At 50.2% G+C, this 26,249-nt stretch carries 19 protein-coding genes; all 19 read right to left on the bottom strand.

Annotated features, from left to right (window positions below):
* Positions 1-14: 14 nt before the first annotated feature.
* The 19 genes from tssE to hcp all read right to left on the bottom strand — a co-directional run bounded on the left by tssE (position 15) and on the right by hcp (position 26,247).
* Positions 15-470, bottom strand: coding sequence for a type VI secretion system baseplate subunit TssE (gene tssE, locus ACNQ0T_RS02415; RefSeq protein WP_045308189.1), 456 nt, complete (start codon positions 468-470; stop codon positions 15-17).
* Positions 470-1,015: a type VI secretion system lipoprotein TssJ gene (gene tssJ / locus ACNQ0T_RS02410; protein WP_032624166.1), complete on the bottom strand. Its 546-nt coding sequence runs from the start codon at positions 1,013-1,015 to the stop codon at positions 470-472. Before tssJ ends, tssE begins: the two co-directional genes overlap by 1 nt.
* The gene (tssG, locus tag ACNQ0T_RS02405) at positions 993-2,078 is read right to left on the bottom strand and encodes a type VI secretion system baseplate subunit TssG (protein ID WP_096216971.1); all 1,086 of its coding nucleotides are present in this window, start codon (positions 2,076-2,078) and stop codon (positions 993-995) included. The genes tssJ and tssG overlap by 23 nt, the downstream gene beginning before the upstream one ends.
* Complete coding sequence (tssF, locus tag ACNQ0T_RS02400; RefSeq protein ID WP_417929487.1) at positions 2,042-3,796, bottom strand: type VI secretion system baseplate subunit TssF; 1,755 nt, start codon at positions 3,794-3,796, stop codon at positions 2,042-2,044. The genes tssG and tssF overlap by 37 nt, the downstream gene beginning before the upstream one ends.
* 41 nt (positions 3,797-3,837) lie before the next feature.
* Complete coding sequence (tssA, locus tag ACNQ0T_RS02395; RefSeq protein WP_417929485.1) at positions 3,838-5,439, bottom strand: type VI secretion system protein TssA; 1,602 nt, start codon at positions 5,437-5,439, stop codon at positions 3,838-3,840.
* On the bottom strand, positions 5,439-8,906 hold the full coding sequence (locus tag ACNQ0T_RS02390; protein WP_417929483.1) for an ImcF-related family protein: 3,468 nt from the start codon (positions 8,904-8,906) through the stop codon (positions 5,439-5,441). The genes tssA and ACNQ0T_RS02390 overlap by 1 nt, the downstream gene beginning before the upstream one ends.
* Positions 8,903-10,111: a hypothetical protein gene (locus ACNQ0T_RS02385; RefSeq protein WP_417929481.1), complete on the bottom strand. Its 1,209-nt coding sequence runs from the start codon at positions 10,109-10,111 to the stop codon at positions 8,903-8,905. Before ACNQ0T_RS02385 ends, ACNQ0T_RS02390 begins: the two co-directional genes overlap by 4 nt.
* 654 nt (positions 10,112-10,765) lie before the next feature.
* Entirely contained in the window at positions 10,766-11,308 is a 543-nt protein-coding gene (locus tag ACNQ0T_RS02380; RefSeq protein WP_062932967.1) for a M949_RS01915 family surface polysaccharide biosynthesis protein, read from the bottom strand.
* The gene (locus ACNQ0T_RS02375) at positions 11,305-12,255 is read right to left on the bottom strand and encodes a TIGR02594 family protein (protein WP_417929480.1); all 951 of its coding nucleotides are present in this window, start codon (positions 12,253-12,255) and stop codon (positions 11,305-11,307) included. Before ACNQ0T_RS02375 ends, ACNQ0T_RS02380 begins: the two co-directional genes overlap by 4 nt.
* A 46-nt stretch (positions 12,256-12,301) precedes the next feature.
* Complete coding sequence (locus ACNQ0T_RS02370) at positions 12,302-12,619, bottom strand: hypothetical protein (RefSeq protein ID WP_324271218.1); 318 nt, start codon at positions 12,617-12,619, stop codon at positions 12,302-12,304.
* Positions 12,620-12,809: 190 nt separating this feature from the next.
* Entirely contained in the window at positions 12,810-13,595 is a 786-nt protein-coding gene (locus ACNQ0T_RS02365) for a hypothetical protein (protein ID WP_417929478.1), read from the bottom strand.
* A complete protein-coding gene (locus ACNQ0T_RS02360) occupies positions 13,582-15,756 on the bottom strand; it encodes a M23 family peptidase (protein ID WP_417929477.1) in 2,175 nt (724 codons plus the stop codon). Before ACNQ0T_RS02360 ends, ACNQ0T_RS02365 begins: the two co-directional genes overlap by 14 nt.
* Positions 15,757-16,302: 546 nt before the next feature.
* Positions 16,303-16,485: a hypothetical protein gene (locus ACNQ0T_RS02355; protein WP_062932966.1), complete on the bottom strand. Its 183-nt coding sequence runs from the start codon at positions 16,483-16,485 to the stop codon at positions 16,303-16,305.
* A gap of 451 nt (positions 16,486-16,936) precedes the next feature.
* Positions 16,937-17,752 carry a hypothetical protein gene (locus ACNQ0T_RS02350; RefSeq protein WP_417929476.1) on the bottom strand — a complete coding sequence of 272 codons (816 nt, stop codon included), beginning with the start codon at positions 17,750-17,752 and terminating at the stop codon, positions 16,937-16,939.
* Between the two features lie 99 nt (positions 17,753-17,851).
* Entirely contained in the window at positions 17,852-18,310 is a 459-nt protein-coding gene (locus ACNQ0T_RS02345; RefSeq protein ID WP_417929474.1) for an XAC2610-related protein, read from the bottom strand.
* 6 nt (positions 18,311-18,316) lie between these two features.
* Positions 18,317-20,485, bottom strand: a complete 2,169-nt coding sequence (locus ACNQ0T_RS02340; RefSeq protein WP_417929472.1) for a M23 family peptidase — start codon at positions 20,483-20,485, stop codon at positions 18,317-18,319.
* Positions 20,486-20,499: 14 nt separating this feature from the next.
* On the bottom strand, positions 20,500-22,941 hold the full coding sequence (locus ACNQ0T_RS02335; RefSeq protein ID WP_417929471.1) for a type VI secretion system Vgr family protein: 2,442 nt from the start codon (positions 22,939-22,941) through the stop codon (positions 20,500-20,502).
* Complete coding sequence (gene tssH / locus ACNQ0T_RS02330; protein ID WP_417929469.1) at positions 22,938-25,583, bottom strand: type VI secretion system ATPase TssH; 2,646 nt, start codon at positions 25,581-25,583, stop codon at positions 22,938-22,940. Before tssH ends, ACNQ0T_RS02335 begins: the two co-directional genes overlap by 4 nt.
* A gap of 172 nt (positions 25,584-25,755) precedes the next feature.
* Complete coding sequence (gene hcp / locus ACNQ0T_RS02325; RefSeq protein ID WP_009653685.1) at positions 25,756-26,247, bottom strand: type VI secretion system effector Hcp; 492 nt, start codon at positions 26,245-26,247, stop codon at positions 25,756-25,758.
* Positions 26,248-26,249 lie beyond the last annotated feature (2 nt).

Raw genomic sequence — 26,249 nt, 5'->3', positions numbered from 1 at the left:
AACCTGAGTAATAACTAGATGGCGGCTCGTGCATCGAGGTATTGCTGTTGTTTCAGATGACGGATTAATACCCTGCCCTCGGGCATAAATTCCGTGCCGTAGCGCACCAGCCCCACCCCCTTCAGCTCCGCATCAATGGCGTAGCGAAGCTCACCGGCCTGAATCTGTTCCTGCATCACCACGTTAATTCGATTCAGGCGCGGCTCATATTTCAGCAACACGGCCGACAGTGTGGTGATCAGCTGATGGGCGCTTCCGGGCATCCCCTGGAGGATTTTTGTCATATCCGGCATGCCGTAGTCTGGCAGGTGAGCCAGCGTACCAGCGCGGCAGTTGAGGATGCGCTGCATGTTATCGAGTACTGATAAAATCACCTGATTCTGTTCGCTGACCTGGTTGAGGTTCAGGCCACCTGAGAAATTGCCGCTCAGCATTTCATACAGCGATGGCGTATTATGTCCCTTTGGCATCAGTCATCCTTCAATGGCTGTAACGTCAGGTGGTTATTCCCGGCCTCCAGAATGCGCGGCTTATCCGGATCGAGATCTTCACGTTTTAGAACCTGCTTCCAGGTATTGTTGTCCAGGTCCGGGTGACGAAACAGGCCGACTACCGCGACAAACTGCGTTTCTTCTTCCATTGGCATATCAAGATTTGTATCACCACCCGGTTTTACGACCACATCTCGGGTCGCCAGCAGGTCGGCTTTCAGGATGGTTTCGCCATCTTTCAGGAGTTGCTGGTAAACCGTTTTATCGAAGATTTTACGGTCTTTCAGTTGATAGACGCGGACTACCACCGGCTCGGAGAGTGAGTTATTTTCGCGGGAATCGGTGTTTAACGCTTCACGCGCCGTGAAATCCAGGTGCAGCATCTTAATTTTTTTGTAGAACACGGAGTTAAATGCCGATTTGGTGCCATCAGTGATGCCCTGCGTCACCCCGCACCCCGTCAGGCTGAATGCCAGCAGAGCAGGCAGCAAGCTCGCGTGTTTAATTGAACTTGTACGTAACACGTCGGTTTCCTTGTTGTGATATTGCCGGCTTCAGGCCGGTGTAATAGCCCAGTTCCGTCGTAAAGGTCGGTGGGATATCGTCTGTAAACTCCCCCTCATCAGCCCCCAGCACGCCGTTCATCCCGAGCCAGAAAGGGCCTTCACCAAGCGGCGGAACGGCAAGAAGTCGGGTCCGGGTGGTCAGGGTGAGTTTTGCCTTAAAACGCCAACCGAGCCAGACACGAAGCATCACCATAAAGTCCTGATACAGCAGACCGTCCGGCTTCCAGCCCTGTGCCTCCTGTTCATTATCTGTCCTAAGCGCAACCAGCAGTTGGCTACCCGCATCCATCGCTTCGTCACCCAGTGGTGTGTTGCCGTCCAACAGAAAATCGTCATCACCGTAAAAGCCCAGTGGCTGACCAATTTCCACCGGCCGCAGGCAGTACGGGCTAACCTTAACGGTGGTTTCCGGGGCCAGCAAAGTCACCAGCGCCTGCATCCCCTCCTGAGTTTTGCCCGGTTGCTGTAGGACACCCAGCAAAGCCAGAAAACGGGATACCGGTGTGGCAATGTGGTCTGCTGTGCCGGGAATACCCAGCCCCACCAGGCCCAGCAGTGACTGCGAGATGCTGTCCGTACCACCGGGTTCAAAGGTGGCAGGATAAGAGTATTTACGCCAGATACGGTAAAACTGCGTCAGAATGCGATGACTGAAGATATCCAGAAAACCCTGTAGTGCATCATGCCCTTCCCGACGCTGAGCGATGTCATCGAGATACGCCGTCGGCAAGGGTGAGTCGACACCGTACATTCCCATAAAGGTCGTGCGGATGAGTGGTGGCCGGCTGTCATCCTCCTCATCATATTCCACGGCTTTCATCTCACTGGCCGGAAATCCCATCCCCGGATGTGGGGCAAAGCGTACCGGATCATCCCCCGGGTGACTGGTCGAGCCCATCAGCGGCCTGCCCGGGTTACGCTTCTCCAGTAACTGGCATAAACGGTAAAAGTTAATGCGATGCAGGTCGGCTTCCAGCCGTGGGCTCAGCCGGGAATACGGCGATTGTGCTTCTCTTCCCATTCCAGGCGCTCTCCGGTAGGTTGCAGGATGATAATCAGTCGGTTAAACAGATAAATGTCGGTGTAGAGCGCAAAGAAACGACTCAGCATCTCGCCAAACAGGCAGATGTCACCGCGCCCGGCAAAGCCATGGCTGTCCAGGGTCACCTCAATCTGCACGCCGCGCACCAGATAGCCCTGCTCAAAGCGTTCGGTTTCACTGTGCTTCACGTCAATGATGGCTTCCAGGCGGCGACGGTTCATCTCGCTGTCGGTCCATTCATACAGCGCCAGGGTACCGCGCAGCACGTCGGCATTATCCATCATCGACAGAAATCCGCTGCCAAGGTGACTCAGCACGCGCCAGTGGAAACGGTCCTGCGCCGGTGGGTAACAAGGTAGCGTCGGCGCGCACAGGTTGCGCACGGCAATGCTGACCGAAGTGGTTTTCATCACCGTATCAAGCACGGTGCTTTGCAGCGCACGTCGTGGCAGTTGACCGTTTGTGCCGGTGAGCGTCAGCGACAGGCTTTCGTCTTCCGGGACGGTATGATTATCAAATGCTTCGCCGCCAAGAATGAGCCAGGTGTTATGCAGGCCGGACGGACCGCGGCGCACGCGGGTGTGGTAGTAATATTCCGGTGCTTCATGACGCATCATTCCTCCCTTATGACGGAAGCTCGAAAACGGCACGTAGGTATGCTGACTCGACGACATCACCGAATCCACGGTATATATCTCGGTATGGCCATCCTGCACGCGCATCGGGCGCAGCATGTATTCGGTTTGCAGAGAATTGAGCGTCAGCGGATCGGATTCCAGCGGAAACAGGTTAATGACCGGCACGCAATTCAGGCGCAGGTGCTTTTCGGTAAAGCTGAAGTCATGCTCCCAGCGTTCCGCCAGCACCACGTCGATTTCAAACCAAGGAAGCTCAGAAGGAAAGATCACGGCCTCCAGCCCGCGCAGCCCCATGAACATAAATTTCTCGCGGAAGGTGAAGTACTCCAGCAGCAACTGGTAACCGCTGAAACTGCTGTCCCCCTTCGGCCACAGCCTGTCATCATCACCAAACCCCAGTGCGGTGAAATACCCGTCCATCGGCCTTCTGTCTACGTCACCTGGCATGCGCAGCCACAGACGCGCCGTATTGATGGTAAAAGCTTCATGCATAGCGCAGGCCAGCGGTGCGTCAGCATTGAAATAGAACGGGATCTGGCTGAGATCGACACGGCTCCAGTCAGCAAGATGGCTACAACTGAAGCGCAGGCTGATGACAGAGCGCCCGTCAGGATCAGTCGACAGGCGGGCATGCTCCAACGCCAGTGGCTGAAGGGTTATCTCTTTAGTTGTGGTGTAGCGACAACGCGTGCCTTTTTCACCGATCGGCCGCGAATTGACCTCGAAACCTCTGGCGATACGCATCGGTTCTTTCATCTCACGCCAGACAGGAGTGAACTCCACCACCGACATCGAGGGAATGGTGCGCAGGTAATGCGGCCACAACAGGCTGACCAGCCCTTCGGTCAGTTCCGGCAGGTCGTCGTCAAGCTTCTCGCGCAGACGGCCCATCAGGAAGGCAAAACCTTCGAACAGGCGCTCCACGTACGGGTCGCGCGCGCCCGTCTTATCGAGATTGAGCATTGCTGCCTGCTCAGGGTGAGCGCGGGCAAATTCTTCGCCGGCTTCCAGCAGGTAGCGCATTTCAGCGTCGTAATAACGCAGGGTTAAATCATCCATAAGAACCTGAATAAATGTGTTTTAAAGGTATGTCAGTCGCTTTACCCGCAAAGCACCGCACAGCCTGCCGGGTCAAGCGCAATCAGGCCCGCCAGAAGCTGGTCCATCTCTGGCTGAAGCCGTGACTTATCGGTTTCGCTGCGGGCGGCTTTCATGCGCAGCAGCCTGAGGCGGCGCGATTTCACTTCAAACAACAATGCTGGCGTCCATTGCGTGAGGGTGATGGCCTGTGCTGCACCGTCAAGCTCACCCAGCAGATGCAGAGCCAGCTCATTCTTACCCTTCTGCTCCGCCACACGTGCCATCAGCAGACGCACCAACCATTTGTCTTTTGTGGTGTCGGTGCCCGGGCGCGTTTGCAGCCAGTGGAGTGTGGCATCCAGACCATCCGTGTCAGCTTTCTCCAAAGCTTCCGGTTCAAGGGCCAGAATATCGTTGCCAGTTTCACTCAAGGCATTGACAGGCTCATCCCGCCAGTTGGACATCTCGTCCTGCACGCTCTGGTTTATCCAGTTCAGCGTGACCTCATCAGCAAAGGGTGTGCCGTCATTGAAGGCCAGCGTTTCAAGTCCGGGAAGGCGCCGCAGCAGCCCTTTCAGGTCAGCGATAATGATATCGGCCAGCACATCCTGGCCTGATTTAATCAGGGCCTGATGGATGTACCACTGCAAATCCAGCCAGAGATGATTGGCGCCACGCGAGAAAGTGCTGTCCGCTTGTTCCAGTATCTCCAGCCAGCTCTGTTGCAAATACAGCCGTTTGAGCATTGCCCGCTGGTCAGCCCGCGGCGGTTCGATGCGCGTTTTCCCTTCGGCATCCGGTGCCGGGATCGCTCTCAGCGTGTCGTGACGCAGACTTTTCATCAGTCGGTGTGCGGCAAGCCAGCCATCGGGTTGCTCACGTAGATATCCCGTCAGGGTTCGGGCCTGAGCCAGCAAATCCTGACCTGACGTGATGTGGCTCAGCACTGGCGCGTCCTGTTCTGCCGCGTGAGATGCCCACTGCGCGCGTGTTTTACTGCTGGCGTTCTGGGGTATTACCGCATCCACGCCACCGGCTTTCATCAGGCGGGAACCCAGCGCGCTGTACAGGGCACTCAGATCTGGACGTGACGCTTCAGGCTCAGTTTCAAGACTGTCTCGGATGAGAAGCAACGCACCGGTCGTACGCTGGGCATCGTCGCGTACCACTTCTGGCCAGAGTAACAGGCTGTCAAGCAGACGAGAGCCTGCGAGCCACTCCAGTGCTGGTTTACGGCTTCGCTCACGCTGAGGGTGGAGCTGTGTTCCATATTGGGTTAGTAATCCCGCCAGTAACTCAAGCCCTTCAGCAAACCCGGTTTCACCGTCCTGGTGCAAGCGCGCCCAACAATAGTAAGTAGCAACCCGGACATCTTTGGCCACAGTGTTCAACACCTTTTCAGCCAGTTGGCAAATCAGCCCGGTATCAATACTGGAAAGTTTATTGACCTCCTCCCGGATACGCTGGAAATCATCGTCATAACCCGGGTCTTCTCCTGTAGGACTGTTCTCACTGATCGGGGTAAGCCAGCGCTGCCAGCTTTCGGAATGTGACTGCGCCTGCTGTCGCAGCAGGGTTTCATCTGCCTGGCAGGCAACAACCAGATTCTGCAAAGCGTCCATTATTCGACTCCGTCCATGTCACTGTTTTCTGTATTGGTCATCAGCGCCTGCGCCATAGCCGCGCTATCTACGCTAAATATTTGATCTGGCAGCGTAAAACCCCGGAGTGCCAGTAACGCCAGCGGCCCACTGCCCAGTTGTGAACGCAGTACCCACTGTAGGGTACGACCATCCGGGGCGGTAAAACTCATCATCCACTGACTGCGGTCAAGCTGCTCTCTCTTACTTTCATCCAGCCAGCGAATAAAGCCCCAGGTTCCGCTGTAATCACCAAACAGACGTGCACCCGCATTGACGGTAGTCCATGTCAGCATGGTTCCGGGCTTGTAGGTGTCACCAGGCCAGCGGAAGCTCTGCCAGTCTGCCATCTGGTTGAAGTAGTGCAGCTTTTGTCCATCAATAGTCAGTTGCGTTTCTACCACCTGCGGTACCGGACGCGCCTGTAGCTCAAAGCTGATGCCCTGACTGCCGTCGGTAAATAAGATATCCGATAGCTGGCTGAGCTGATTAATCGCCCGCAGGAAGGCTGGGTTAAAGCTCAGCCCCTGGCTATTAACCTTATCCGGCACCCACTGGCTGCCCTCCTTATGCAGCACACCGCCGAGTTCCGTGGTCAGGAAGCGCTCAATGCGTCCGCTGTCCTTACGCACAAACTCAGCCAGCATTGGCAGAGAGGAATCACTCTTGCTGATAGCGAATGGGAAACGTCCGTCAAATGCCGTATGCCAGTTCGCCACCACGGAGCGACTCCATTTGTCATTCAGGCTCGCTGCCGATGGCTGAAGCACAGTTTCCCAGGCCTGGGTCAGTGGTTGAACAAACGTGGTGCTGCCAAAACCACTCCACTCTTCGCCCAGGCTTGCAGCAATCAGGCTGCCGTACTGCTGGGTGTCGGTCAGGTCCACGCTTTTACCCTGGAATACGGTCTGCGCCAGGCTCTGCATCATTTCCTGAGGGTCAGAGGCGCTGGCGACCTGTTGCAGACGCAGACGCACACGGGTGATACGGGTAAGATACGTTTGCAGACTCAGTGAATTGTCAGCCGACATAACGTTGCTGCCTTTGTTTTTACCCATAAGTGTCAGCAACGGTCCAAAGGTTTCATCCAGTGGGCCCTGCGGGCCTGAGGCTGACTGGTCAATTACCGGTTTGTCCTTCCCGCCTACCAGGTCTTTAGCCGATTTGATGATGGAGTCCGACAGGCCTTCACTCTTCTGGCCGGTCTGCCCCTGCCAGGCGAGGGTGTTCATCAGGGCAATCAGCGGTGACTGACGAACATCACTCATCAGCGTCAGCTGGTCGGTGACGTCTGCAATATTGTTTGCCGGATTAAGTTGCAGGCTGTTGAGGAAGCTCAGCCAGCTACCGGCAAAGTCGGTGAAGTAGCGTTCCGTCAGACGTGCTTTCAGTGCTTCCGGCGACAGGTCTGAGGAGACGGCTTTCCGGCTGTCGCTCAGCACCCAGTCAATTTCATCGCGGCGGGAGTTTGCCGCTTTCTCAATGGCCTGCTGAATACCACCCTCCCAGGCCTGACGGGTGAACATGCCCGGCACCACCTCATCGGTGGTAAACAGGCGACGGGCATCGGTACCGCCGGTCATGTCCTCCAGAGACACATCGGCGAAGTTACGACGCACGGATTTGAGCATGTTCTCGTAAAGCGTACTTTCCGCGTTGCGCCGTCCAATTTGCTGCAACAGCACCTGGCGGCTCTGGCTGACCAGTTGCGCATCCGGTGTGGTTTTCCACTGTGGCTGCGCTGGCAGTTCGGTGATGTAGAAAGCCCACAAATCCGGTGACAGGCTTTGCCACAGGCCAGCTGAGATGCCTAAACGCGTCGGCTGCACGGTTTTCATGGTTTGCGCGTAGAATGCACCATCAGCTTTATCCGGACGGGACATCATCAGCCAGGCTTTCAGCTGGTCATAACCCGGTTTCGCCATCTGTGTCCGCTGGTCGCTGTTGGGTGCCGAATTGACCAGCGCAATGAGCTTCTGCTTAAGCGCTTCATTTGCCGGGTCACGTATCAGACGGTTGTTCGCCACTCCGTACCAGGGCAGCATTGCGTCAAGCAACTGCTGATCATGGTCCAGACCAAAGCGCTGATACCATGGCGCGCCGTCCTGAATATGGTGCAGCAGACGACCGGCATCATTACGCAGAGCATGCAGGGCCGTCAGTTGGTAATCCGATACAGAAGGGTGCTCCACCAGAGCATGAGCCTGCTGTGCAACAGAAACGATTTGTGACCGGTTGACCGCAAACGACAGCAGCGTCCCTCCACCCCAGACACTGATGATGGCCATCAGTGCCCAGGCCAGCGCCCGTTCCCACGGCATACCGACACGACGGCCACGTACGCGGGTGCAGTCGTCGACAATCCCCTGCCAGGTTGCTGGCAGAGTCAGGGCATGACGCTGTGATCCATAATTCTCAGCGTCGGCTGTTCCCGCTGACATTCCGGCAGGTTTCTTCTCCGACAGGCTGAACATCAGACCACGCAGCGGGACGCGCTGCTGAGAAACAAAGAGCCATGGCTGCAACTGCTGAGCCCAGCGGGCAATAGCACCATCGTTCAGGTGCTGGCTCAGGCGCAGCAGGAAGTCGTGGCTGCTGTTTTCCGCGACCTGACTCATCCCCTGCGCCCGCAGGGCTGGCAGCATCAGTTCCAGCTGGCGGATTACATCGTCTTCTTTTGCGCGTGGTGGAAAGCTTGCACCTACCGCCTGCTCAGGACGCGTACCCTGCGACCAGTGACTGCTGCACAGTTGCCACAGCCAGACCGGAGCGGAATAACGCAGCAGTTCGCTGATTTTTTCCAGGCCGCGTAAATCGCTGTCGCTGATATGTGGGGTAAGATTAAGCGACTCAGGCAGTACACGGATAATCCCGTCCAGCGGGCGCCCGCGGCGTAGTTTACGCAGCGCTGTGTATTTTTCGCGGTCAGGCTCCGATGCCAGGCTGCCGCCATAAATCAGCACGGTGCGGTTGCCTTCGAGCCACTGCTGCTGTTGCAGGCCGGGTACCAGTTGCTCGATCGCGGCTTCATCGCCGGTGATTAACAGCAGACGTGTTTTGCTACGCCAGTAAAAACTAATACGGGAGCGGAGATGCGCCCGAATCCTGTCACACATGACCACCGCAGGGTGAACAGGGGCGTTATCATTTTCCCGCTTCCTTTTTTCATCATCACCACTGGTATCGTCGACAAGCGCATTAAACTCCTGCTTACCGGCATTACGAACTGCCGCCAGGAGCAACATGGATAGGATAAGGGTGCAGCCTGAAATACATCCGCCAGCGATAAGCCAGTAAATTTGCTGCTGACTACCGTCTTGAATCCCGGCAATATCCGGATGCTTCCAGATCATGAACGTCATAACGGCTAACAACAAAAAGAAAAGCAATGCGACAGCAAGATAGCGGCCTTCCGTAGTCTTTGGTGCAATAGCAAAAGGTAGCTTCACGGATCCATCTCCTGTCGGGAAGCAATCGGGGTAATGAGCGTGCTCCACAGCACATTCTTTGTGGTATCGCCACAGATAATCATCTGTGGTGACTGTGTTTGTTGGGCGATTTCAGTGGCGGCAGCGATGGCAAGCCAGGGGGCTGCGGCACCGGCACGTCCCATAGACCTGTCGAGTGAAATGACGGAGTCGTCCGCTACAGACTGCGCAGGATGTACATTCTGACACGTGATCACTTCTGCGTGCTGCTCACCCGTCAGTCCGGCAAGCCATAAATTTTTAACGATATGTCCTTTGAGCGGGACGTTCCAGGCTGCCATGTTCATCCCCTCGCTCAATTCACCAGGAGAGGAAGCATCTGGCCGGTGCAGCAGCGCGAGAGGTTCGAGTGCCTCCTGTGTCAGGCGATTGCCGAGAAGCAGTGCAACAGCGGCTTCTGCGGTATTGTTTGAGTCAACCGGGTCAATCTGGAGGCCAACGATCAATAACATCGTTTCATCTTTAATGCGGTAATCCAGCCAGTGGCTAACTACTCCCGGCCCATTGCTGTCCACATACTCAACCGCGCAGGTTATTCCACTTTCCTTCCAGGCTTCCTGCCAAATTTCCTGAACCGCAGGGAATGACAAAGTTGACGAGATATTAAGGATGACAGCCAGTGAGGCATTTTCCGGGAACTGGCCAACTGGCAGATCCGCAATGAGTTCAGAAAACAGACGTGAGACAACCAGCTCAGGAGTCTCTCCCGGCTCTGTCGTAATACGGCTCAGCCTCTTGCCTTTTTCACCTTTCCAGTCCGACTGAGAAATAATAATGCTGTGATTCTTGAGCATCTCAACAGCGACAGAACCCTGTTTGTCTTCCTTATGGGCAGTTATAAATGTCATATTCAGTATCTGAAGCGCGCGGCGTGCTTTACGGGTCTCACTTAAGATCCAGCGTTCCCGATGCCGGTCAAAACTATTCGCTTTACTGTCCTGTAATGACCAGTGCCACATACGAAAACCGAAACTTATAATCCAAACAACAACGGGCGTACCAATAGCGACCAACCAGAAGTGGTTGTTATCGATGTATCGCCCGAATATCCGCATGAGGATCACACTGATGACCAGCATTGCCGCCAGGACAGCAAACCAGCGGGATGTTTTTGGCGGAACTGGTAGTGGATAACATTCAGGAAGATGTTTAAGGGAATACCGCATTCACACACTCATGATTCAAAATTTCTAAGCATTAGCTAAAAGGGAAAAATGTTTGGCTCTCTCGGGATATCTGTCAAAGATCATTTCATATTTTTTATGGCCTCTGTTTTTAATTTCAATTAGCGTTACCTCCCCGTTTGAATCATATGAAATGCGCTTACCCTCCTCAATATAATTACCTTGTATGTCAATGTAATTTGTTTCTATTCTGAGGCGGCCAATTTCAGGGCCTGATGTATAATACCCACGGCAATGCATTGTTTTTTTGAGTACATACTTCGGAATTCACATAAAGTGGCCCATGTTTTTCGAAGATATAAAATATAGTCATTTCATTATGAAAAAAGAAAAACCTGTTCTCTCTGTTGGGTATGTAGTTGTAAGCAAGATACGCTTTATTATCTTTATCTGCATTCAATTTACCTGGTCTTTTTCCGTAAGCATAATCGGAAGCATATACATTACCGATTTTTTATGTCTCTAGCTACTACCTTTGTAGTTGAATGAAACATTATTGATATATTGGATTTTATTATCATCCCCACGATAAGAAATGCAAGAACATGAGTGGGATTTTTTCATTAATTTTTTACCTTTCCCATTCAAAAATAATTCTGGTACACTGAATTTATTTAATGTCTAATCAAAATATGTTTACTCCAGAACAACTGTTGATGCTTTACACCAATTGTTGAGCATGTATTTATGCAAAAGAATATTATTTTTTAAATTAGTATCTGGTAATGGTCTAATATTATTATCAATTACCCCATCAGGCGTAATCATCCGTTCTTCTCCTCGAAGAGAATGCTTAATACCATTTTCATAAGCAAAATATTTTACAGCAACTGGATCAAGGCCGCCCACACAACCTATGGTATAAGCAAACAATACTGTATCTAATGAGTCATTAATTTTCTTAACCTCGAATGAGCCCTTAATCAAGGCCATATTTATATCAAGCGGACATTTATTTACAAAATCGACAAGACTCCATATTTTTTTGTTTTTCACATACTCCGAAGCGGTTATTGTTGAATTTTTAACATCCCCAAGATTTTCTTCTTGAATATCAATCCTCACCTTATGGACACCATCAATCCTAACAAACTCCTTAGTAAAAGAAGATGCAAAACTACTCATAACAGGCAAAGTCACCAGAAATAATGCTAGTTTTATCTTGTTTGTTAGAATCATCTTGTGCTCTCGTGTCCAGTTGTTTTAGAATGAATACCAATCATTTCATTCAGTTCATTTACATCAAAGATGTCTAATTCTTTTTGTGCATTTGACTCATAGTATCCTTTATATGCCACTGGTAAAAAAAATCTAAAATCTTTAAAAAGTGAAAATTTTATTGTGTCACCCTGATTACCGCCCAAACAAATTAATTCTCCAGACTTCGATTGACCATATACAAAGGTTGCATGCTTTCCTGATGATGCGGCACATCCATAGATAGGTTTTTTGATTTCAAAAAAGTTATTGCTATCTTTAAAAAACGAAATAGCACGATATGGATCTGGCACTGTTTTATGATATCCACTTTCTTGAAAACAATAATTTACAAAAGACGAACACCAAGCATTTGATGTCCCAACTAGATTTTTTATCCATTTATGACCTATTAATGCATGATAATTGCTGGTAATAGAGTCTTCTTTAGTTCCATGCCATTTCTTTGCCTCACTCAGTGCAATATTCATCCACGGAGCTTCTCTCTGGTCGTGAAGGAGTATAGCTATTGGATTTACAGAATTTTTTCCCCCAATCGATTCCAGCGTTTTTTTATTCACTGATTTTGATGCTGGAGGGCTAACTGCTGGTTTTTCTGTTTCGCCAACAGCATTACTACCACTTTTGCTTATGGAAAATGATTGCCCTGGGTAAATTTTATTAGGATCGGATATGTTGTTCTGTCGTGCGATTTCGTCTAAACTAACATCGTATTTATCCGCGATCTCCGCAAGAGTATCACCCGGTGAAACGATATACACTGAAGGGTCACTAGTATTGACACCATAAATCGTCAAGTGCTGACCGGGGAAGATCTTACTTACATCTTTTATATTATTATTTTTAGCAATTTCATCAGTACTTGTCTTATAACGTTCGGCAATTTTCGAGAGGGAGTCTCCTGACATGACTATGTACTCTATCGTTTTTCGCTGTCGACCAAGAGGCCGAGATTCAGCTGGCTCTTGCTTTTTTGGTACTAATTACTCTCTCCCCACCGGAAACATGCAAGGAATATTGCCCATACGTATTATAACCAATTCTGCCAGAAGATTGCGTACAATATTTATTCAGTAATTTAATGTATTCCTCTTTTGCCTGAAAACCCGTATCTTCACATAAATTTTGCGTAGCAAATTGATTCCACGCCTCATAGTCACTAATAAAATTAATGACTGTTTGATGAGGAGTCAGTTTTGCATTTGAACTCATTGCAAAAACTGAGAAGATCATTAACACAAATAATAGAATTAACAACTTAAGAAATTTCATTTTCATTACGTAATAGCATAATAATCGGATTCTTGTTCTGTAAAATCGTTAAGCACATACCAGGCATGCTAAAACGCAGGCTATCTGACATCCTCAAATGCCATTCGTCCTGGATTTATTCTCCGTGTAACCTCTTCTGCTCCCTTATCAGCCCGAAAAATGCCCTAATTTTCCGGAGGCCATTAATCGTCTATTGCGGATTGTATATTTTTTTAGTGTTGATGAGTTTTCCACCAAGTTCACTCAGAGTTTTCTCACCTGAAAAAAGCTCTTTGCATTTACGATCAATAACTACATCATCTTTATCCTCCAGGAAGGCAACTTTCATTTTCCGTTCAATATCCCAAACACCAGGAAATGAATTCACAGTACAATCCAAGTCATTTGGTGCGACATATTTAGCATTGACAGATATTTTTCCAAGATATATCGTATGTCCGAGATAAAACAAGCTGTCATCATCAGATTCCTTTTTAGAATTACTCCAAAACCCTTTTCCTGACAATAGATTATCAGTCCCATTAAATTTTGAAACAATCGCTTGATATGACCTGAGGTGAGCATCAATCACAACCAATGCCAGTACTATTTTTTTTTCAAAGTTCACATCTATAATTGACGAAATGTCTTCATCAAAGTATGGGATGAAATGAATGCTGATGGACTTTTCTTTACAATTTATAATATCATTAACAATCAAATATTTATTACCTGATGCTATAAGCACACCTACATGATCACTAGTTAAAGATATGCTTCCTGCTCCAGAAAGTAATGAATCATCCCAGTTATCTAATTTACAGGAATAATTCACATTTGACTTTTGATCATGAACAATTACATCTCCAGCTTTATTTTTATCAAAACTTATGCTAACACCATCAACTTCAATGGTATTGTAATATGCCCCCCAAGAACTAAAAGTCATAGCGCCGAGCATCATAAACAAAAATAGATTGGTTTTAAATTTCATCATCAATCACCTCTTTCGCTTTTTTTGTAGTTATCTTCCTTTGGGCTATCCCTTTAACTGCACCATTTATACCTTTAGTTACCGACAAAATAGTACTATCATCATCAGACTTACCAAATTTGTCTCCATCCATAAGTTTAAGAACTTTAGATTTAAAACACGCTATAAAAAAGCCACCTGTATCAACACAGTTGTATGAACTCTCTGTCAATTTCTGAGGACTTTCTATTTTTGGAGGATTTTTCTTCATGCCAGCAGCATTTTTTTTCTTGTACTCAGGGTCATCCCACCAATATTTATCGAAATCATTTTTAGTCAACCAACCTCGATATATCCAATAGCTTGAATATGTGTCAAGGCCAGTTAGCATCTTAAATCCTCTACCTCTGAACTTTTGCGCGTCAACATCTCCACAGTTACCATTGATCCAGCTATAGGAGCCTGTGATATACCCTCCACGAGAATTGTATTTTTTCCCTGAGAAGTAATTATCTTTCTCAGTTTCAAGAAATCCGTACCAATGCCCTAGCTCAGTAGTTTCATTAAGTGTCGATGTTTCGACAATAGCACCACCTTTCTGAACACCATCGACTATAATCTGTTGCTGACTGGTTTCCTGCATAGACAATAAATACCCTGATTCCACTGCGCCCTGCCCTAAAAAATGACAAATTCTGTTAGTATCAGATAAATTATATTTTTGCATTATTTTATTTATGTCCACATAGTACTCTAACACACTCTCTTTAATGTTATCAGATGCATTTTTATTTTTCTTACTAATATTCGCTGCCATTACCTTTTCAATTACATCACAGTCAAGCCAACCACACTTTCTGAAGTGTCTAATAAATGCTTTTGGCTCAAAATGCCACAGTCTTCCACTACTCAATGCTCCGGAATCAAAGCACAACGCTTCTGCATGAGCCTTAAATTTTGCATAATCTGCTTCCGTCATCGGAGCACGCTTGTCATTTCCTGTTTTCAGCCATGAAAAACGGGTATCGATCGTACTTTTTTCCCATTCGAACGGGAAATGACAGATTAACTTTCCACACTGATTATTGTACTCACCGTCCTCCTGCAGCTTCCTGATTATGGCTGAGCTACACTGACTATTACTGTCCGCATCGTCATCAACCAGCTGCCAGCCCGTCCAGTGAGGAAAATCAGCGTCACTGAACTTTTTAATATTCGGATCAGCGAGATTGACCACCCCTTTGCCACCCGGATAACTGACCGTCATCCATAATGGCGCATCTGCCGGTACCAGCGTTTCATGCTCCGTATTGATCACCCGGCCAAAACGAAGCAGCTCAAACCCGGCGCTGGGGCTTTCCTTATAATTCCGCATCGCGGTGTTATAGAGATTATATTCGTAGTCCTCTCCGTCAGCATTCACCAGAGGGTCGCCCAGCAGGTCATACTTCCCGTCAGTCTGCGTATTTTTCTGCCGGGTCACCATCGTGCAGCTGCCCTGTGCCAGCGTCATACTGGCATACAGAGGCGCACTGCTGGTATACAGCTCAGAAAGCCCGGTTATGGAAGTACTGTTATTTGCGGGTGCCTTATCAAAAAACTTCGTTCCGGCCGGAAGATAAAAGTGAATATCTCCGTAAACGGCATCAGTCCGGCCATCTTTCGACACGTCCAGTTCACGGGTCGTTCTGCCCGTCAGCTTGCTGATATTGTTGTCATCACAGAAAATCTGGAAATGGAATTCATTCCGTCCACTGCACGTGCCTGAAGAGCCCAGGAGGGCTTTACGGTATATTTTTGCATCCTGTTTTATTTCTGCCTCCAGAAATTTCATATGCATGCACAGTGAATAGAATATGACCTTCCCGTTATCTCCGCTTCCTGTCTCCGTTTCATGCTTCAGCAACACATAGCCGTCATCTGTCGGTCCGAGATAATTGAGTGGTTCTGCATCTTTAGACGACGATGGCTGGCGGAACGAAACCACCACGCCATCAGCAATTGCCCGGATTTTTTCAGGAGAACTTGCTCTGTCTGTATGTGTAATGTGAATACCTCTATGCCAGGATTCTGCTCCGTTCAACGGGAATCCCTGGTCTGGATTAACCGGCATCATTGCGCCAGTCCAGTCGGCATCAGACTGGGATGCAGTTCTGTTTCTCAGAAACGGTGGGCTGATAATCATGTTATGACTCCGTGTCAGGAAAAAAGGAAATAACTGGCTGGCTCTGCTGCTTCCGGAGCAGCAGAGCCAGTACCCGGGACATCTTCGTCTTTGTCTGGTTTTTCTTGCTGGTTGTTACCGGAGCTGGCAGGTTCTGCTGTTTGTCTTCCTTATAAAAGTCATATTCAATATCTGAAGCGCGCGGCGTGTTTTACGGGTCTCACTTAACGCCGGGCAAAACTATTCGCTTTACTGTCCTGTAATGGCCAGAGCCATATGCGAAAACCGAAACTTACAATCCGCACAACGACAGGTGTGCCAATAGCAAGCAACCAGAAGTGTCTGGTATCGATGTAGCGTCAGAATATACGCATAAGGGTCACGCTAATAACCAACATTGCCGCCAGAACGACAAACCAGCGGGATGTTTTTGGTGAAACTGGTCGTGGATAACATTCAGGAGGATGTTTCAGTGAATACAACATTCATACTTCATACTTCATAATTTATAATTTATAATTTATAATTTATAATTTATAATTTATAATTTATAAATATTAACTAAGGTTAGTTATCATCAAATGAAATACTCTCAAGCAGTTTTAACGCATCTTTAGAGAGCTCTTCATTTTTATCATCAGGGGAATTAATGCCAGAGCCACATAGAGCATTATTTTTATGTATCAAACAGAAATAAATGCTCTCACCTAGAGTTCCATCTATGAGTTTCGCCATACTGTTAACAGCCATAAAACCAGATGCATTTTTACTTTTTACCTGCACTAGTGATAGATGGTTTATCTTTCCATTTTTTACATAAGCTGTATCTGGTATTAGTTTCCATATCTTATTCTTATAATCATAAACAATTTTATTATCAGTACTACTAACACTAATTCCTTTAGTGTTTACTTGCTGTGTATCATATCCCGCTTCAAATGCCTCACCAGAATATAAACAACTCCACTCTGATATTGGCGATTTTTTTTAAAGTACTCATCCTCTGACAATGTAGGGAATTTGTAATCACTGAAATGCACATTACATGCATCAAAACTGGATGACGAAGAGATTTCTGCGTTAGAATCTGAAGTCAATGCTCTGGTTACTGAAGTATTTTCAATTTTAGCTTCAGGAGCAGAGGCCATAGCGAAGGAACTAATACTGAGAAAAACCACTATATATAACAATTTCATATAATTTACGTCCTATGATTATATCCTTCTGGAAAGTCCAAAACAAAACTTCCAGAAGCATTCGGGAATTTATTTTCAGTTAAAATAGCAATGGCAACTCCGTAGGCACAGCATCTTGAATCGAATCCATTTAGTGAGCGATGGTAAAGTGAACCGATCCTTCCAGGTAAATTAACTGCGGCACTTGCTTTCCAAAAACTAGGACTTCGGTAGTAATACTTAATTCCCAGATTTGAATTAACAGAAGCCCTCTCTAAAACATGCTCCTCATCGGCATATTTAGCCATCTTATTTTTTACCCAATAAAACCCAGCGCTATCTGCAGCTAATGTACCTTGTGAATCACTAACCTCGCTCCTTAGTTCTATAAACTCTGTTGGAAGCGTAGGGAAGTGGCGATCTTGCAATGTCGCATTAGATCTTTTCGCAGGTGGTTGTGCTGCAATTAATGCATATGCGTCAACCAAACTTCGTTTTAATTGATCCTGAACTACCTTGCCAATATATTTAAAATAATTTAGATGGTTTTCTGGATTAGTTAATTGCAAAAAACCGCGTCCGTACCACGGGGCGTACCAGAGGTTACTGCCATTTCCTTCATGAAGGGTACTTAACCAGCCTGTTTCTTGTATTGCATTACCTAAAAAGCAATAAATCCTAAAGGGAGTATTAATACAATACTTTCTCATCGAGGAATTTAAATTTGAAATCTGGTTACTTAAAATTGAGCCCGGCTTTCTTAAATTCGCATTAATTGCCTCCCAAGCAAACCGATCTCTGCCAGATTGCCGCAGTGCATGGCTAGGTACTATTTGTTTCATTTCATAGAAACTTAACCATCCATAGTTTCTAAAATGTTTAATGAATGTTTTTGGCTCAAAATGCCACAGTCTTCCACTACTCAATTATTGATACTTATTTCACTTAAGAGCGTCAATTGGCATAGCGCATGATTTCGGAGCGTTACCATCATAAAACGTGTTAATTAAATTGTCACCTTCAATCCGAATATTAACAAAACCATCGCCGCATCCAGACTTTATCTCTTTGAATTTTACCTCAGATGGTGCAAAGATAAATAATCTATAAATCTTATACGTACCCATTCCTTCATCTAAATGCCATACACTGAAGTCTTTATAACCATCACGATTATAATCTTCGAATGTAACATGATTTTTTTTCTCAGATGAAACATCTATTTCTTCTGTACTAATAATCTTACCATGAATTAAAATCGACATTGACAACGAATCATTACTTTTCAGCAAAATCTTCGCAGAAATACCCTCTGCAATGTTAACATTTAAAAGTGTATTATCACAACCCAATGCAATATTTGTAAAAATGCAAAAAACAAAAATAATATATCTCATCATAACACCTTAGGATTTTGTTAAGTCCACAACAATGCGAGATTTTCCAGTAGGGCTTACAGTAACAGTTGCATCAGTATTTATCTCATCCATTAAATAAAAACCAATAAATTTCGAGTAGGCTTGTCTTTCATAGTACCCATTCGAGCCCCCATTAACCAAACGATTGATTAACCCGACATTATCTGCTGTGAAATCTTCATCCGCGACTCTATTCATTGAGGTTTTTCGTCTATATACCTTTGAAGCCCAATAAAATCCACCAGAATCACAAGCGTTGTATTTATCTTCAGCCACGATATCAGGATCGAATCTTGGAGACCACCGAAACAAAGTCCCCCCATCATCGGGATGGGCTGCATAATGGGTTGAGATTGAAGTAAGCCGCGGAGCATCAGGGCGTAATCGATCCGTATATGAACCTGAATGATTTGGAAAATTTCGGTATTCACCGTAGGTTTTATACAGTCCTGCCCATGTAAGTTGCATGATCCCTCTACCATAAAAAACAGTATAATACTCCGTGGCAGGATTCACTGAATTATAACGTCCAAACCCCCACTCATGTAATAACCTCTTACTACCACCTAAATCCCTCCACTGAGCAGTTTCTAGTAATGTTTGGGGTAGAAAAAATGATATTCTTTTTTTGTCGTTTCCAATGTATTTTCTAATACACAAATTCAACGATTCGTAATGCGACTCAATCCTAGTTTTGGCTTGTTCATGATCTATTGTATACACGCTTGCAGGCTGCTTTTGAGCAGTTCTTGGGTTTCCATTTGAAGAGTAAAATAAATATTTCGGAAATGTGGCAGCTAACTCATCAAGATTCATCCAACTACATTTTCTAAAATGTTCAATGAATGCGTTTGGCTCAAAATGCCACAGTCTTCCACTATTGAATGCTCCGGAATCAAAGCACAACGCTTCTGCATGAGCCTTAAATTTTGCATAATCTGCTTCCGTCATCGGAGCACGCTTGTCATTTCCTGTTTTCAGCCATGAAAAACGGGTATCGATCGTACTTTTTTCCCATTCGAACGGGAAATGACAGATTAACTTTCCACACTGATTATTGTACTCACCGTCCTCCTGCAGCTTCCTGATTATGGCTGAGCTACACTGACTATTACTGTCCGCATCGTCATCAACCAGCTGCCAGCCCGTCCAGTGAGGAAAATCAGCGTCACTGAACTTTTTAATATTCGGATCAGCGAGATTGACCACCCCTTTGCCACCCGGATAACTGACCGTCATCCATAATGGCGCATCTGCCGGTACCAGCGTTTCATGCTCCGTATTGATCACCCGGCCAAAACGAAGCAGCTCAAACCCGGCGCTGGGGCTTTCCTTATAATTCCGCATCGCGGTGTTATAGAGATTATATTCGTAGTCCTCTCCGTCAGCATTCACCAGAGGGTCGCCCAGCAGGTCATACTTCCCGTCAGTCTGCGTATTTTTCTGCCGGGTCACCATCGTGCAGCTGCCCTGTGCCAGCGTCATACTGGCATACAGAGGCGCACTGCTGGTATACAGCTCAGAAAGCCCGGTTATGGAAGTACTGTTATTTGCGGGTGCCTTATCAAAAAACTTCGTTCCGGCCGGAAGATAAAAGTGAATATCTCCGTAAACGGCATCAGTCCGGCCATCTTTCGACACGTCCAGTTCACGGGTCGTTCTGCCCGTCAGCTTGCTGATATTGTTGTCATCACAGAAAATCTGGAAATGGAATTCATTCCGTCCACTGCACGTGCCTGAAGAGCCCAGGAGGGCTTTACGGTATATTTTTGCATCCTGTTTTATTTCTGCCTCCAGAAATTTCATATGCATGCACAGTGAATAGAATATGACCTTCCCGTTATCTCCGCTTCCTGTCTCCGTTTCATGCTTCAGCAACACATAGCCGTCATCTGTCGGTCCGAGATAATTGAGTGGTTCTGCATCTTTAGACGACGATGGCTGGCGGAACGAAACCACCACGCCATCAGCAATTGCCCGGATTTTTTCAGGAGAACTTGCTCTGTCTGTATGTGTAATGTGAATACCTCTATGCCAGGATTCTGCTCCGTTCAACGGGAATCCCTGGTCTGGATTAACCGGCATCATTGCGCCAGTCCAGTCGGCATCAGACTGGGATGCAGTTCTGTTTCTCAGAAACGGTGGGCTGATAATCATGTTATGACTCCGTGTCAGGAAAAAAGGAAATAACTGGCTGGCTCTGCTGCTTCCGGAGCAGCAGGACCAGTACCCGGGACATCTTCGTCTTTGTCTGGTTTTTCTTGCTGGTTGTTACCGGAGCTGGCAGGTTCTGCTGCTATCGGGGCAATACTCGGGAAATCTTCTGGTTTATTTGCCTTCTGCTGCCGGTCATAAAATCCCGCCCGTGTCCGGTAATCCCCGAGCGTCGCCGCCTCAATCGCATTCACATCCAGTGTGATATAACTCCCGCCGCCGTTCAGCGTGATCTTCTTCTTCGCAAGGATTTTGATTTCATCTTCCGTGCTGACGATGCTGAGTTCTTTTCGTGCCAGCAATGCCATCAGGTCGTTCTGTGCCTGTACCTGCACCGGCCCCTGGTTCGCGATAAGCTTTATTCCCAGCTTGCGCACAAACACGCTCAGGGCACTGCCCACCCCGATGAACAGATTTTTCACCACGCTGACGTCCGCATTTTTACCGGCTGTGGCAATCAGGTTCTGCCCGGCCGAGACCTGCAGGTGTTGTCCGCTGGTCAGCGCCATACCGTCCGGTGCGCTCATCAGCAGCACTGATTTTTTAAGGTCCGTCAGATGCTGTTCCAGCAGGGCGATTTGCGCCTGAAGGTCTGCCGGGTTCGCGGTCGCCTGCTGCGCATCACCGGAGATGGATGTCATCTGCTCCCGGGCATCGCCGAGATTGCTGACCGCCGGCGCCATCTCCAGCACCTGGCCCTGCGCCTTCGCCTGGCCGTCAGCACTGATAAAAATCCCTTTCTGCGCCCGGATGGCGCCCCAGTTGTCGGTTCTGAGTTCAAACCCCTCGCCGCGCTTCTGCCTGTCGCTGTCAACCAGATGGCCTAGATTCAGCTGGCTCTTGCCGCCGTACTCCGTGCTGACCTTGATATGCTCTTTCCCGCGCTCGTCGTCGAGGCGGATTTTGTTGTTCGCCGGCGTGCGCAGCACGTTACGCTTGTAGTTGCGGATGGTGACGTGGTCGCCGTGCGCCGAGTCGTGCAGCACACCGGCAATGTACGGCCGGTCCGGGTTACCGTCCTCAAAGCCAATCGCCACCTCGGTGCCTGCCAGCAGCGGCAGGTGCAGGCCGTAGGTATTCCCGGCGTACGGCCGGGACTGACGGACCCACAGGCTCTCGAACCCGGTCTCCCAGTTCTCACGGTCAAACAGCATACTGACGCGGTAGCGGCCGTCTTTGTCGATATGCCCGTAGGTGTCATTTTCAGTGGTACTGGTGACGCGGGCCGGTAAGGTACCGGCCATCACCGGACGTGAACCAGGCTCCGGGCGAAAACTGAAATCCGGGCTGTCCGGGATACCGTCAAACCTGACGCAAAAGTCCGCATCACGCTGCGCATGGCTGTGCATCGCCGTGACAACCACGCCCTGCGCAAACACGTCTGCCACTTCGTACTCGCCGGTGACGGTCAGCAGCATACCCGGAGAGAGCACCGGACAACTAGTGAAGGCAACGGTCTGCGTCTGGCCATTCAGGTAGCGTTCGTGACGGATGCGGGCGTAAAACGCACCGGACTCCGCTGCCGGGTTGCGGTCATACGCACTTCCCTGCATCAGATAATTATCGCCGTAATGATAGGCCTCACCACAGGTGGTGGTATCCCCGCCGGTCGCGTCAACCCGGGCGTTCATATCCTCCGTGGCCTGACGGTAGTTGTAATCGCGGGTGCTGACCTCCTTCTGGACCACCTTATGACGGCTCTCCATATCCCACACCGCGTCCACACCCTGCGAGTACTGCCCTGACGGCGGTACCGACGGCAGCGTCAGGCCTTTCTCATACCCCTGCTGGCTGTCATAAAACTCCACCACGTCAATGCTGAGGCGCGTGTCGGTGGTGAAGCGGAACCATATACCGACCTCGCCCAGCAGGCGGGTGATGAAGTGCAGGTCGTCCTCAGCGTACTGCATCACCTGCTCACGGCGTGGATACTCTTTACTCAGTGAGAACAGGAAGTCCTGGCCGCGCATGCCGTGACGTTCGCGCAGGATTTTTTCCACGATTTGCGGAACCGACATGTCCTGGTAAATCGCGTTCTGGTGCGAGCGGTCGAGCAGCGCCAGACGCGGCGCAAGCGTCAGGGCGTAGCGGGTTTCATCTTTTGACGTGCTTAGGCGTTCAAAACCGGTCACCACGCCCTGAATCACCCGCACCGGCTGCTGTATTTTGATACCGTAACCCTGGTCTACCGGGGCCTGAAGCGTCAGGGAAGCCGCTTTCATCAGCATCATCTCTTTGCTGATGGCATGATCCGCGCTGGTGAATTCAGTACGGTAGCTGAACGGTGTGCTCAGGGCTTCATCGCCCTCAAATGCCAGCACATCAAGCCCTGCATCGCAGCCCTTCACCGAAAGCAGGTGATGGCTGTGGCTGAATCGTAAGGGAAGATTACTGCTCATGCATGCTCACCTTCTGTCCGGTCAAACTCGAGCACTATGCCCTCTTCCTCATCCCAGCCAAGCGTCAGGGTATGCGGCTTCTTTCCCGCCGCCATCTGGCTCAGCAGCTGCTGGCTCAGGACCGGCAGAATCTGCTGGTTCAGCAGGCTGTCGATATTGCGCGCCCCGGTGTCCGGCAGCAGGCAGGCATCGGTCAGCGCATCAGACAGGCTGTCTGCTATAGCGGTTTTCATGCCGTAATGCCGGGCCAGGCGCTGACTCACCTGGCCGAGCTTCATGCCGACAATCATACGCATCGCTGCCTGTGCCAGCGGACGGTAAATCACCGTCTGGAAGCGCGCCAGCAGCGCGGGCTGGAAGTGGTCCCGCAGGACAGGACGCAGCAGTTCGTGCAGGTCGCCTTCGGTGGCGTCCGGATTTTCATCCAGCATCTGCATGATAAGGTCGCTGCCAAGGTTCGAGGTCATCAGTATCACCGTGTTACGGAAGTCAATTTCACGCCCCTCTCCGTCGCGCATGAATCCCCGGTCAAAGACCTGGTAGAACAGGTTCATCACGTCCCGGTGCGCCTTTTCCACTTCATCCAGCAGCACCACGCTGTACGGGCGCTTGCGGACGGCTTCGGTCAGAATGCCGCCCTGACCGTAACCAACGTAGCCCGGAGGTGAGCCCTTGAGCTGAGAGACGGTGTGCGGCTCCTGGTATTCCGAGAGGTTGATGGTGATAAGGGATTTCTCGCCGCCGAACAACTCGTCCGCCAGTGCCAGCGCCGTTTCCGTCTTGCCGGTGCCGCTCGGTCCCACAAGCAGGAACACGCCCTGCGGGCCATTCTCTGGTGCAAGGCCGGTTTTGCTGGCGCGCAGGCGCTGCGCAATGGCATTCAGCGCACTGTCCTGACCGACAACGCGTTTCGCCAGACTGTGCTCAAGACTCAGCAGTTCCGTCTGCTCGTCCTTCATCAGGGAAGAGAGCGGTACGCCGGTCCAGTCGGCGATAACGGTGGCGACGGTACGCGCGTCCACATCCAGCCCCAGCAGCGGGGTATTCTGCTGCACGGCAGTAAGCTGCATCTGAAGGTCCGCAATTTCCCCCTGACGGGAGATATCCGTGCGGCAGGCAAGCAGTTCTTCCGTGAGTTTCAGCTCCTGGCCGTACCGGGTTTCCCGTTCATCGAGCTGCAAAATGATGCCGACTTCTTCCTCTCCGATGGCGGCCAGACGTTCGGCGTGGGCGGTATTGCCCACCGCGATATCCTCCAGCAGCGCCTGTTTCTCCATGGCAAGTGCCGTGAGCTGCGCCTTCATCCTGGTCAGCGGCTCCGGCACCGTATCCAGGCTCATGCGGACACGGGCCGAAGCGGTGTCCAGCAGGTCAACCGCCTTGTCCGGCAGCTGGCGTCCGGTCAGATAGCGTCTGGAGAGCGTGACGGCGGCTTTAACCGCCTCATCGGTAATATGCACGCCATGGTGCTCCGCGTAGCGTGACTTGAGTCCCCGCAGCATCAGGCAGGCGGTGTCGTCGTCCGGTTCGTCCACCTTCACCATCTGGAAACGACGCTCCAGCGCGGCGTCGCGCTCAAAGTACTGCTTGTATTCGCACCAGGTGGTGGCGGCGATGGTTCTGAGCTCACCGCGGGCCAGTGCCGGTTTCAGCAGGTTGGCCGCATCGGCGCCCCCCGCCTGGTTGCCCGCACCGATAATGGTGTGCGCCTCGTCAATGAAGAGCAGAACCGGCAGGGGTGACTGCTGCACCGCGTCGATGATGTTTTTCAGGCGGTGTTCAAACTCACCCTTCACGCCTGCACCCGCCTGTAACAGGCCGAGGTCAAGGGTGCGCACGGAGACCGGCTTCAGCGCGTCCGGCACATTCCCTTCGGCGATGCGCAGCGCCAGTCCTTCAACCAGGGCGGTCTTGCCGACTCCCGGTTCGCCGACCAGAATCGGGTTGTTCTTGCGGCGCCGGGAAAGAATATCCACCATCTGGCGGATTTCATTGTCGCGGCCATAGACCGGGTCGATTCTGCCCTCACGGGCGCGGGCGGTGACGTCGAGGGTGAACCTGTCCAGCGCATTCTGTAACGCCGGGTTCAGCTCTCCTTTTATATCCGCATTCACCGGACGGCCGACAAACTCCACCTCATCGCCCTGCGTAAGCTCCGCTTCCTGCTGCACCTCCGGGCGTTCATCCGACTGCGCATCCAGAAGCCCCCGCAGGCGCTCAAGCTGGCTCTGCGCCAGCGTCAGCAGCGGCCACAGGCCGTCGCAGCGCACCAGTTTCGGTTTGTCCACCAGGGCCATCAGGAGGTGAATGCTGCGGATGTGCTCTTCCCCCGACAGCGAGGCGTGCAGCCAGGCCTCCTGCATCAGAGCCCGGACACTGTCCGACAGCTGCGGACGGCTGCGCACCGAACGTGGCAGGCTGTCCAGAAAACCCAGCATATCCTGCCATATCGTATCCATATCCCATTCGTAGCGCCGCGCCAGCACCGTCAGGTCGCCCTCACCCTGCTCCAGCAGCTTCAGCAACCAGTGCTCGGGCAGGATTTCCGCATGGGCGCGGGTCTGGCACAGGGACGCGGCCCCTTCCATCGCGCGGGCACAGTAAGGGTTAAGACGGCGTAACAGGATGGCGGGATTTTCCATGAGACTCTCTCTTTATCAGTTCCGGACACGCTACCGCCCGTCGCTGTTCCCTGTTATTCAGGAACCCAAAGCGCATCAGGTCGGGCAGGCAGATTGTGTTTTTCTTTGCACAGCGTCCGTGCATACAGACGCTGTGCAAAAAACTGCGGACAGGGCCCTGTCCGCATGCGACTTACGCGGTGGCGCGTTCGTTCCAGGAATCGGAATGAATGATGTTGCCGTCCTTGTAGGTCCAGGTGATTTTTTCGTAGCGCAGTTCAATCTGCTCGAGGTGGTTGTGCTTCTCGAACGCCGGATCTTTGATGTCGTGCATCTTCGGATTCACTTTCACCAGCTTCACGTTCTCAAGCTTCGTGTTGAAGTACTCCACTTCCTGGCCCGCGTCATTGATTCTGTACCACTTAAATTCCGCAGATTTCAGGGTCTGGCCGGTGGTCACCGCCTTGTACAGGTACGGGCTGGAGGAGTCGATTTCCTTGGTGAACAGGAACGGGGTGTGGATACGGGTACCGGTCAGCTTGCCGGTGTTATTGTCGGTCGGGATGTACAGGTTGTGCTCCTGGGCCACCACCTCGATGCTGCCTTCACGATCCTGAACGTCCACAGACCCTTTGATGTCCGCGCCGCCGTCGTCCTTCAGCCACAGATAGACTGGTATTGCCATGT

It is taken from the genome of Enterobacter cloacae complex sp.6700776, assembly GCF_048284255.1.
Classification (GTDB): Bacteria; Pseudomonadota; Gammaproteobacteria; order Enterobacterales; family Enterobacteriaceae; genus Enterobacter; species Enterobacter intestinihominis.
Note: the sequence above shows the minus strand (reverse complement) of the source record. Positions and strands in the feature narration are given on the sequence as shown.

What these genes read in the sequence shown, in the direction of transcription:
- ACNQ0T_RS02380 (WP_062932967.1), bottom strand. Translation starts at nt 11,308, where the DNA reads ATGATTCTAACAAACAAGATAAAACTAGCATTATTTCTGGTGACTTTG.
- hcp (WP_009653685.1), bottom strand. Translation starts at nt 26,247, where the DNA reads ATGGCAATACCAGTCTATCTGTGGCTGAAGGACGACGGCGGCGCGGAC.
- tssG (WP_096216971.1), bottom strand. Translation starts at nt 2,078, where the DNA reads ATGGGAAGAGAAGCACAATCGCCGTATTCCCGGCTGAGCCCACGGCTG.
- tssE (WP_045308189.1), bottom strand. Translation starts at nt 470, where the DNA reads ATGCCAAAGGGACATAATACGCCATCGCTGTATGAAATGCTGAGCGGC.
- ACNQ0T_RS02365 (WP_417929478.1), bottom strand. Translation starts at nt 13,595, where the DNA reads ATGATGAAATTTAAAACCAATCTATTTTTGTTTATGATGCTCGGCGCT.
- ACNQ0T_RS02375 (WP_417929480.1), bottom strand. Translation starts at nt 12,255, where the DNA reads ATGTCAGGAGACTCCCTCTCGAAAATTGCCGAACGTTATAAGACAAGT.
- ACNQ0T_RS02340 (WP_417929472.1), bottom strand. Translation starts at nt 20,485, where the DNA reads ATGATTATCAGCCCACCGTTTCTGAGAAACAGAACTGCATCCCAGTCT.
- ACNQ0T_RS02335 (WP_417929471.1), bottom strand. Translation starts at nt 22,941, where the DNA reads ATGAGCAGTAATCTTCCCTTACGATTCAGCCACAGCCATCACCTGCTT.
- tssH (WP_417929469.1), bottom strand. Translation starts at nt 25,583, where the DNA reads ATGGAAAATCCCGCCATCCTGTTACGCCGTCTTAACCCTTACTGTGCC.
- ACNQ0T_RS02350 (WP_417929476.1), bottom strand. Translation starts at nt 17,752, where the DNA reads ATGAAACAAATAGTACCTAGCCATGCACTGCGGCAATCTGGCAGAGAT.
- ACNQ0T_RS02385 (WP_417929481.1), bottom strand. Translation starts at nt 10,111, where the DNA reads ATGCGGTATTCCCTTAAACATCTTCCTGAATGTTATCCACTACCAGTT.
- ACNQ0T_RS02345 (WP_417929474.1), bottom strand. Translation starts at nt 18,310, where the DNA reads ATGATGAGATATATTATTTTTGTTTTTTGCATTTTTACAAATATTGCA.
- ACNQ0T_RS02355 (WP_062932966.1), bottom strand. Translation starts at nt 16,485, where the DNA reads ATGGCTGTTAACAGTATGGCGAAACTCATAGATGGAACTCTAGGTGAG.
- ACNQ0T_RS02370 (WP_324271218.1), bottom strand. Translation starts at nt 12,619, where the DNA reads ATGAAATTTCTTAAGTTGTTAATTCTATTATTTGTGTTAATGATCTTC.
- tssA (WP_417929485.1), bottom strand. Translation starts at nt 5,439, where the DNA reads ATGGACGCTTTGCAGAATCTGGTTGTTGCCTGCCAGGCAGATGAAACC.
- ACNQ0T_RS02360 (WP_417929477.1), bottom strand. Translation starts at nt 15,756, where the DNA reads ATGATTATCAGCCCACCGTTTCTGAGAAACAGAACTGCATCCCAGTCT.
- tssF (WP_417929487.1), bottom strand. Translation starts at nt 3,796, where the DNA reads ATGGATGATTTAACCCTGCGTTATTACGACGCTGAAATGCGCTACCTG.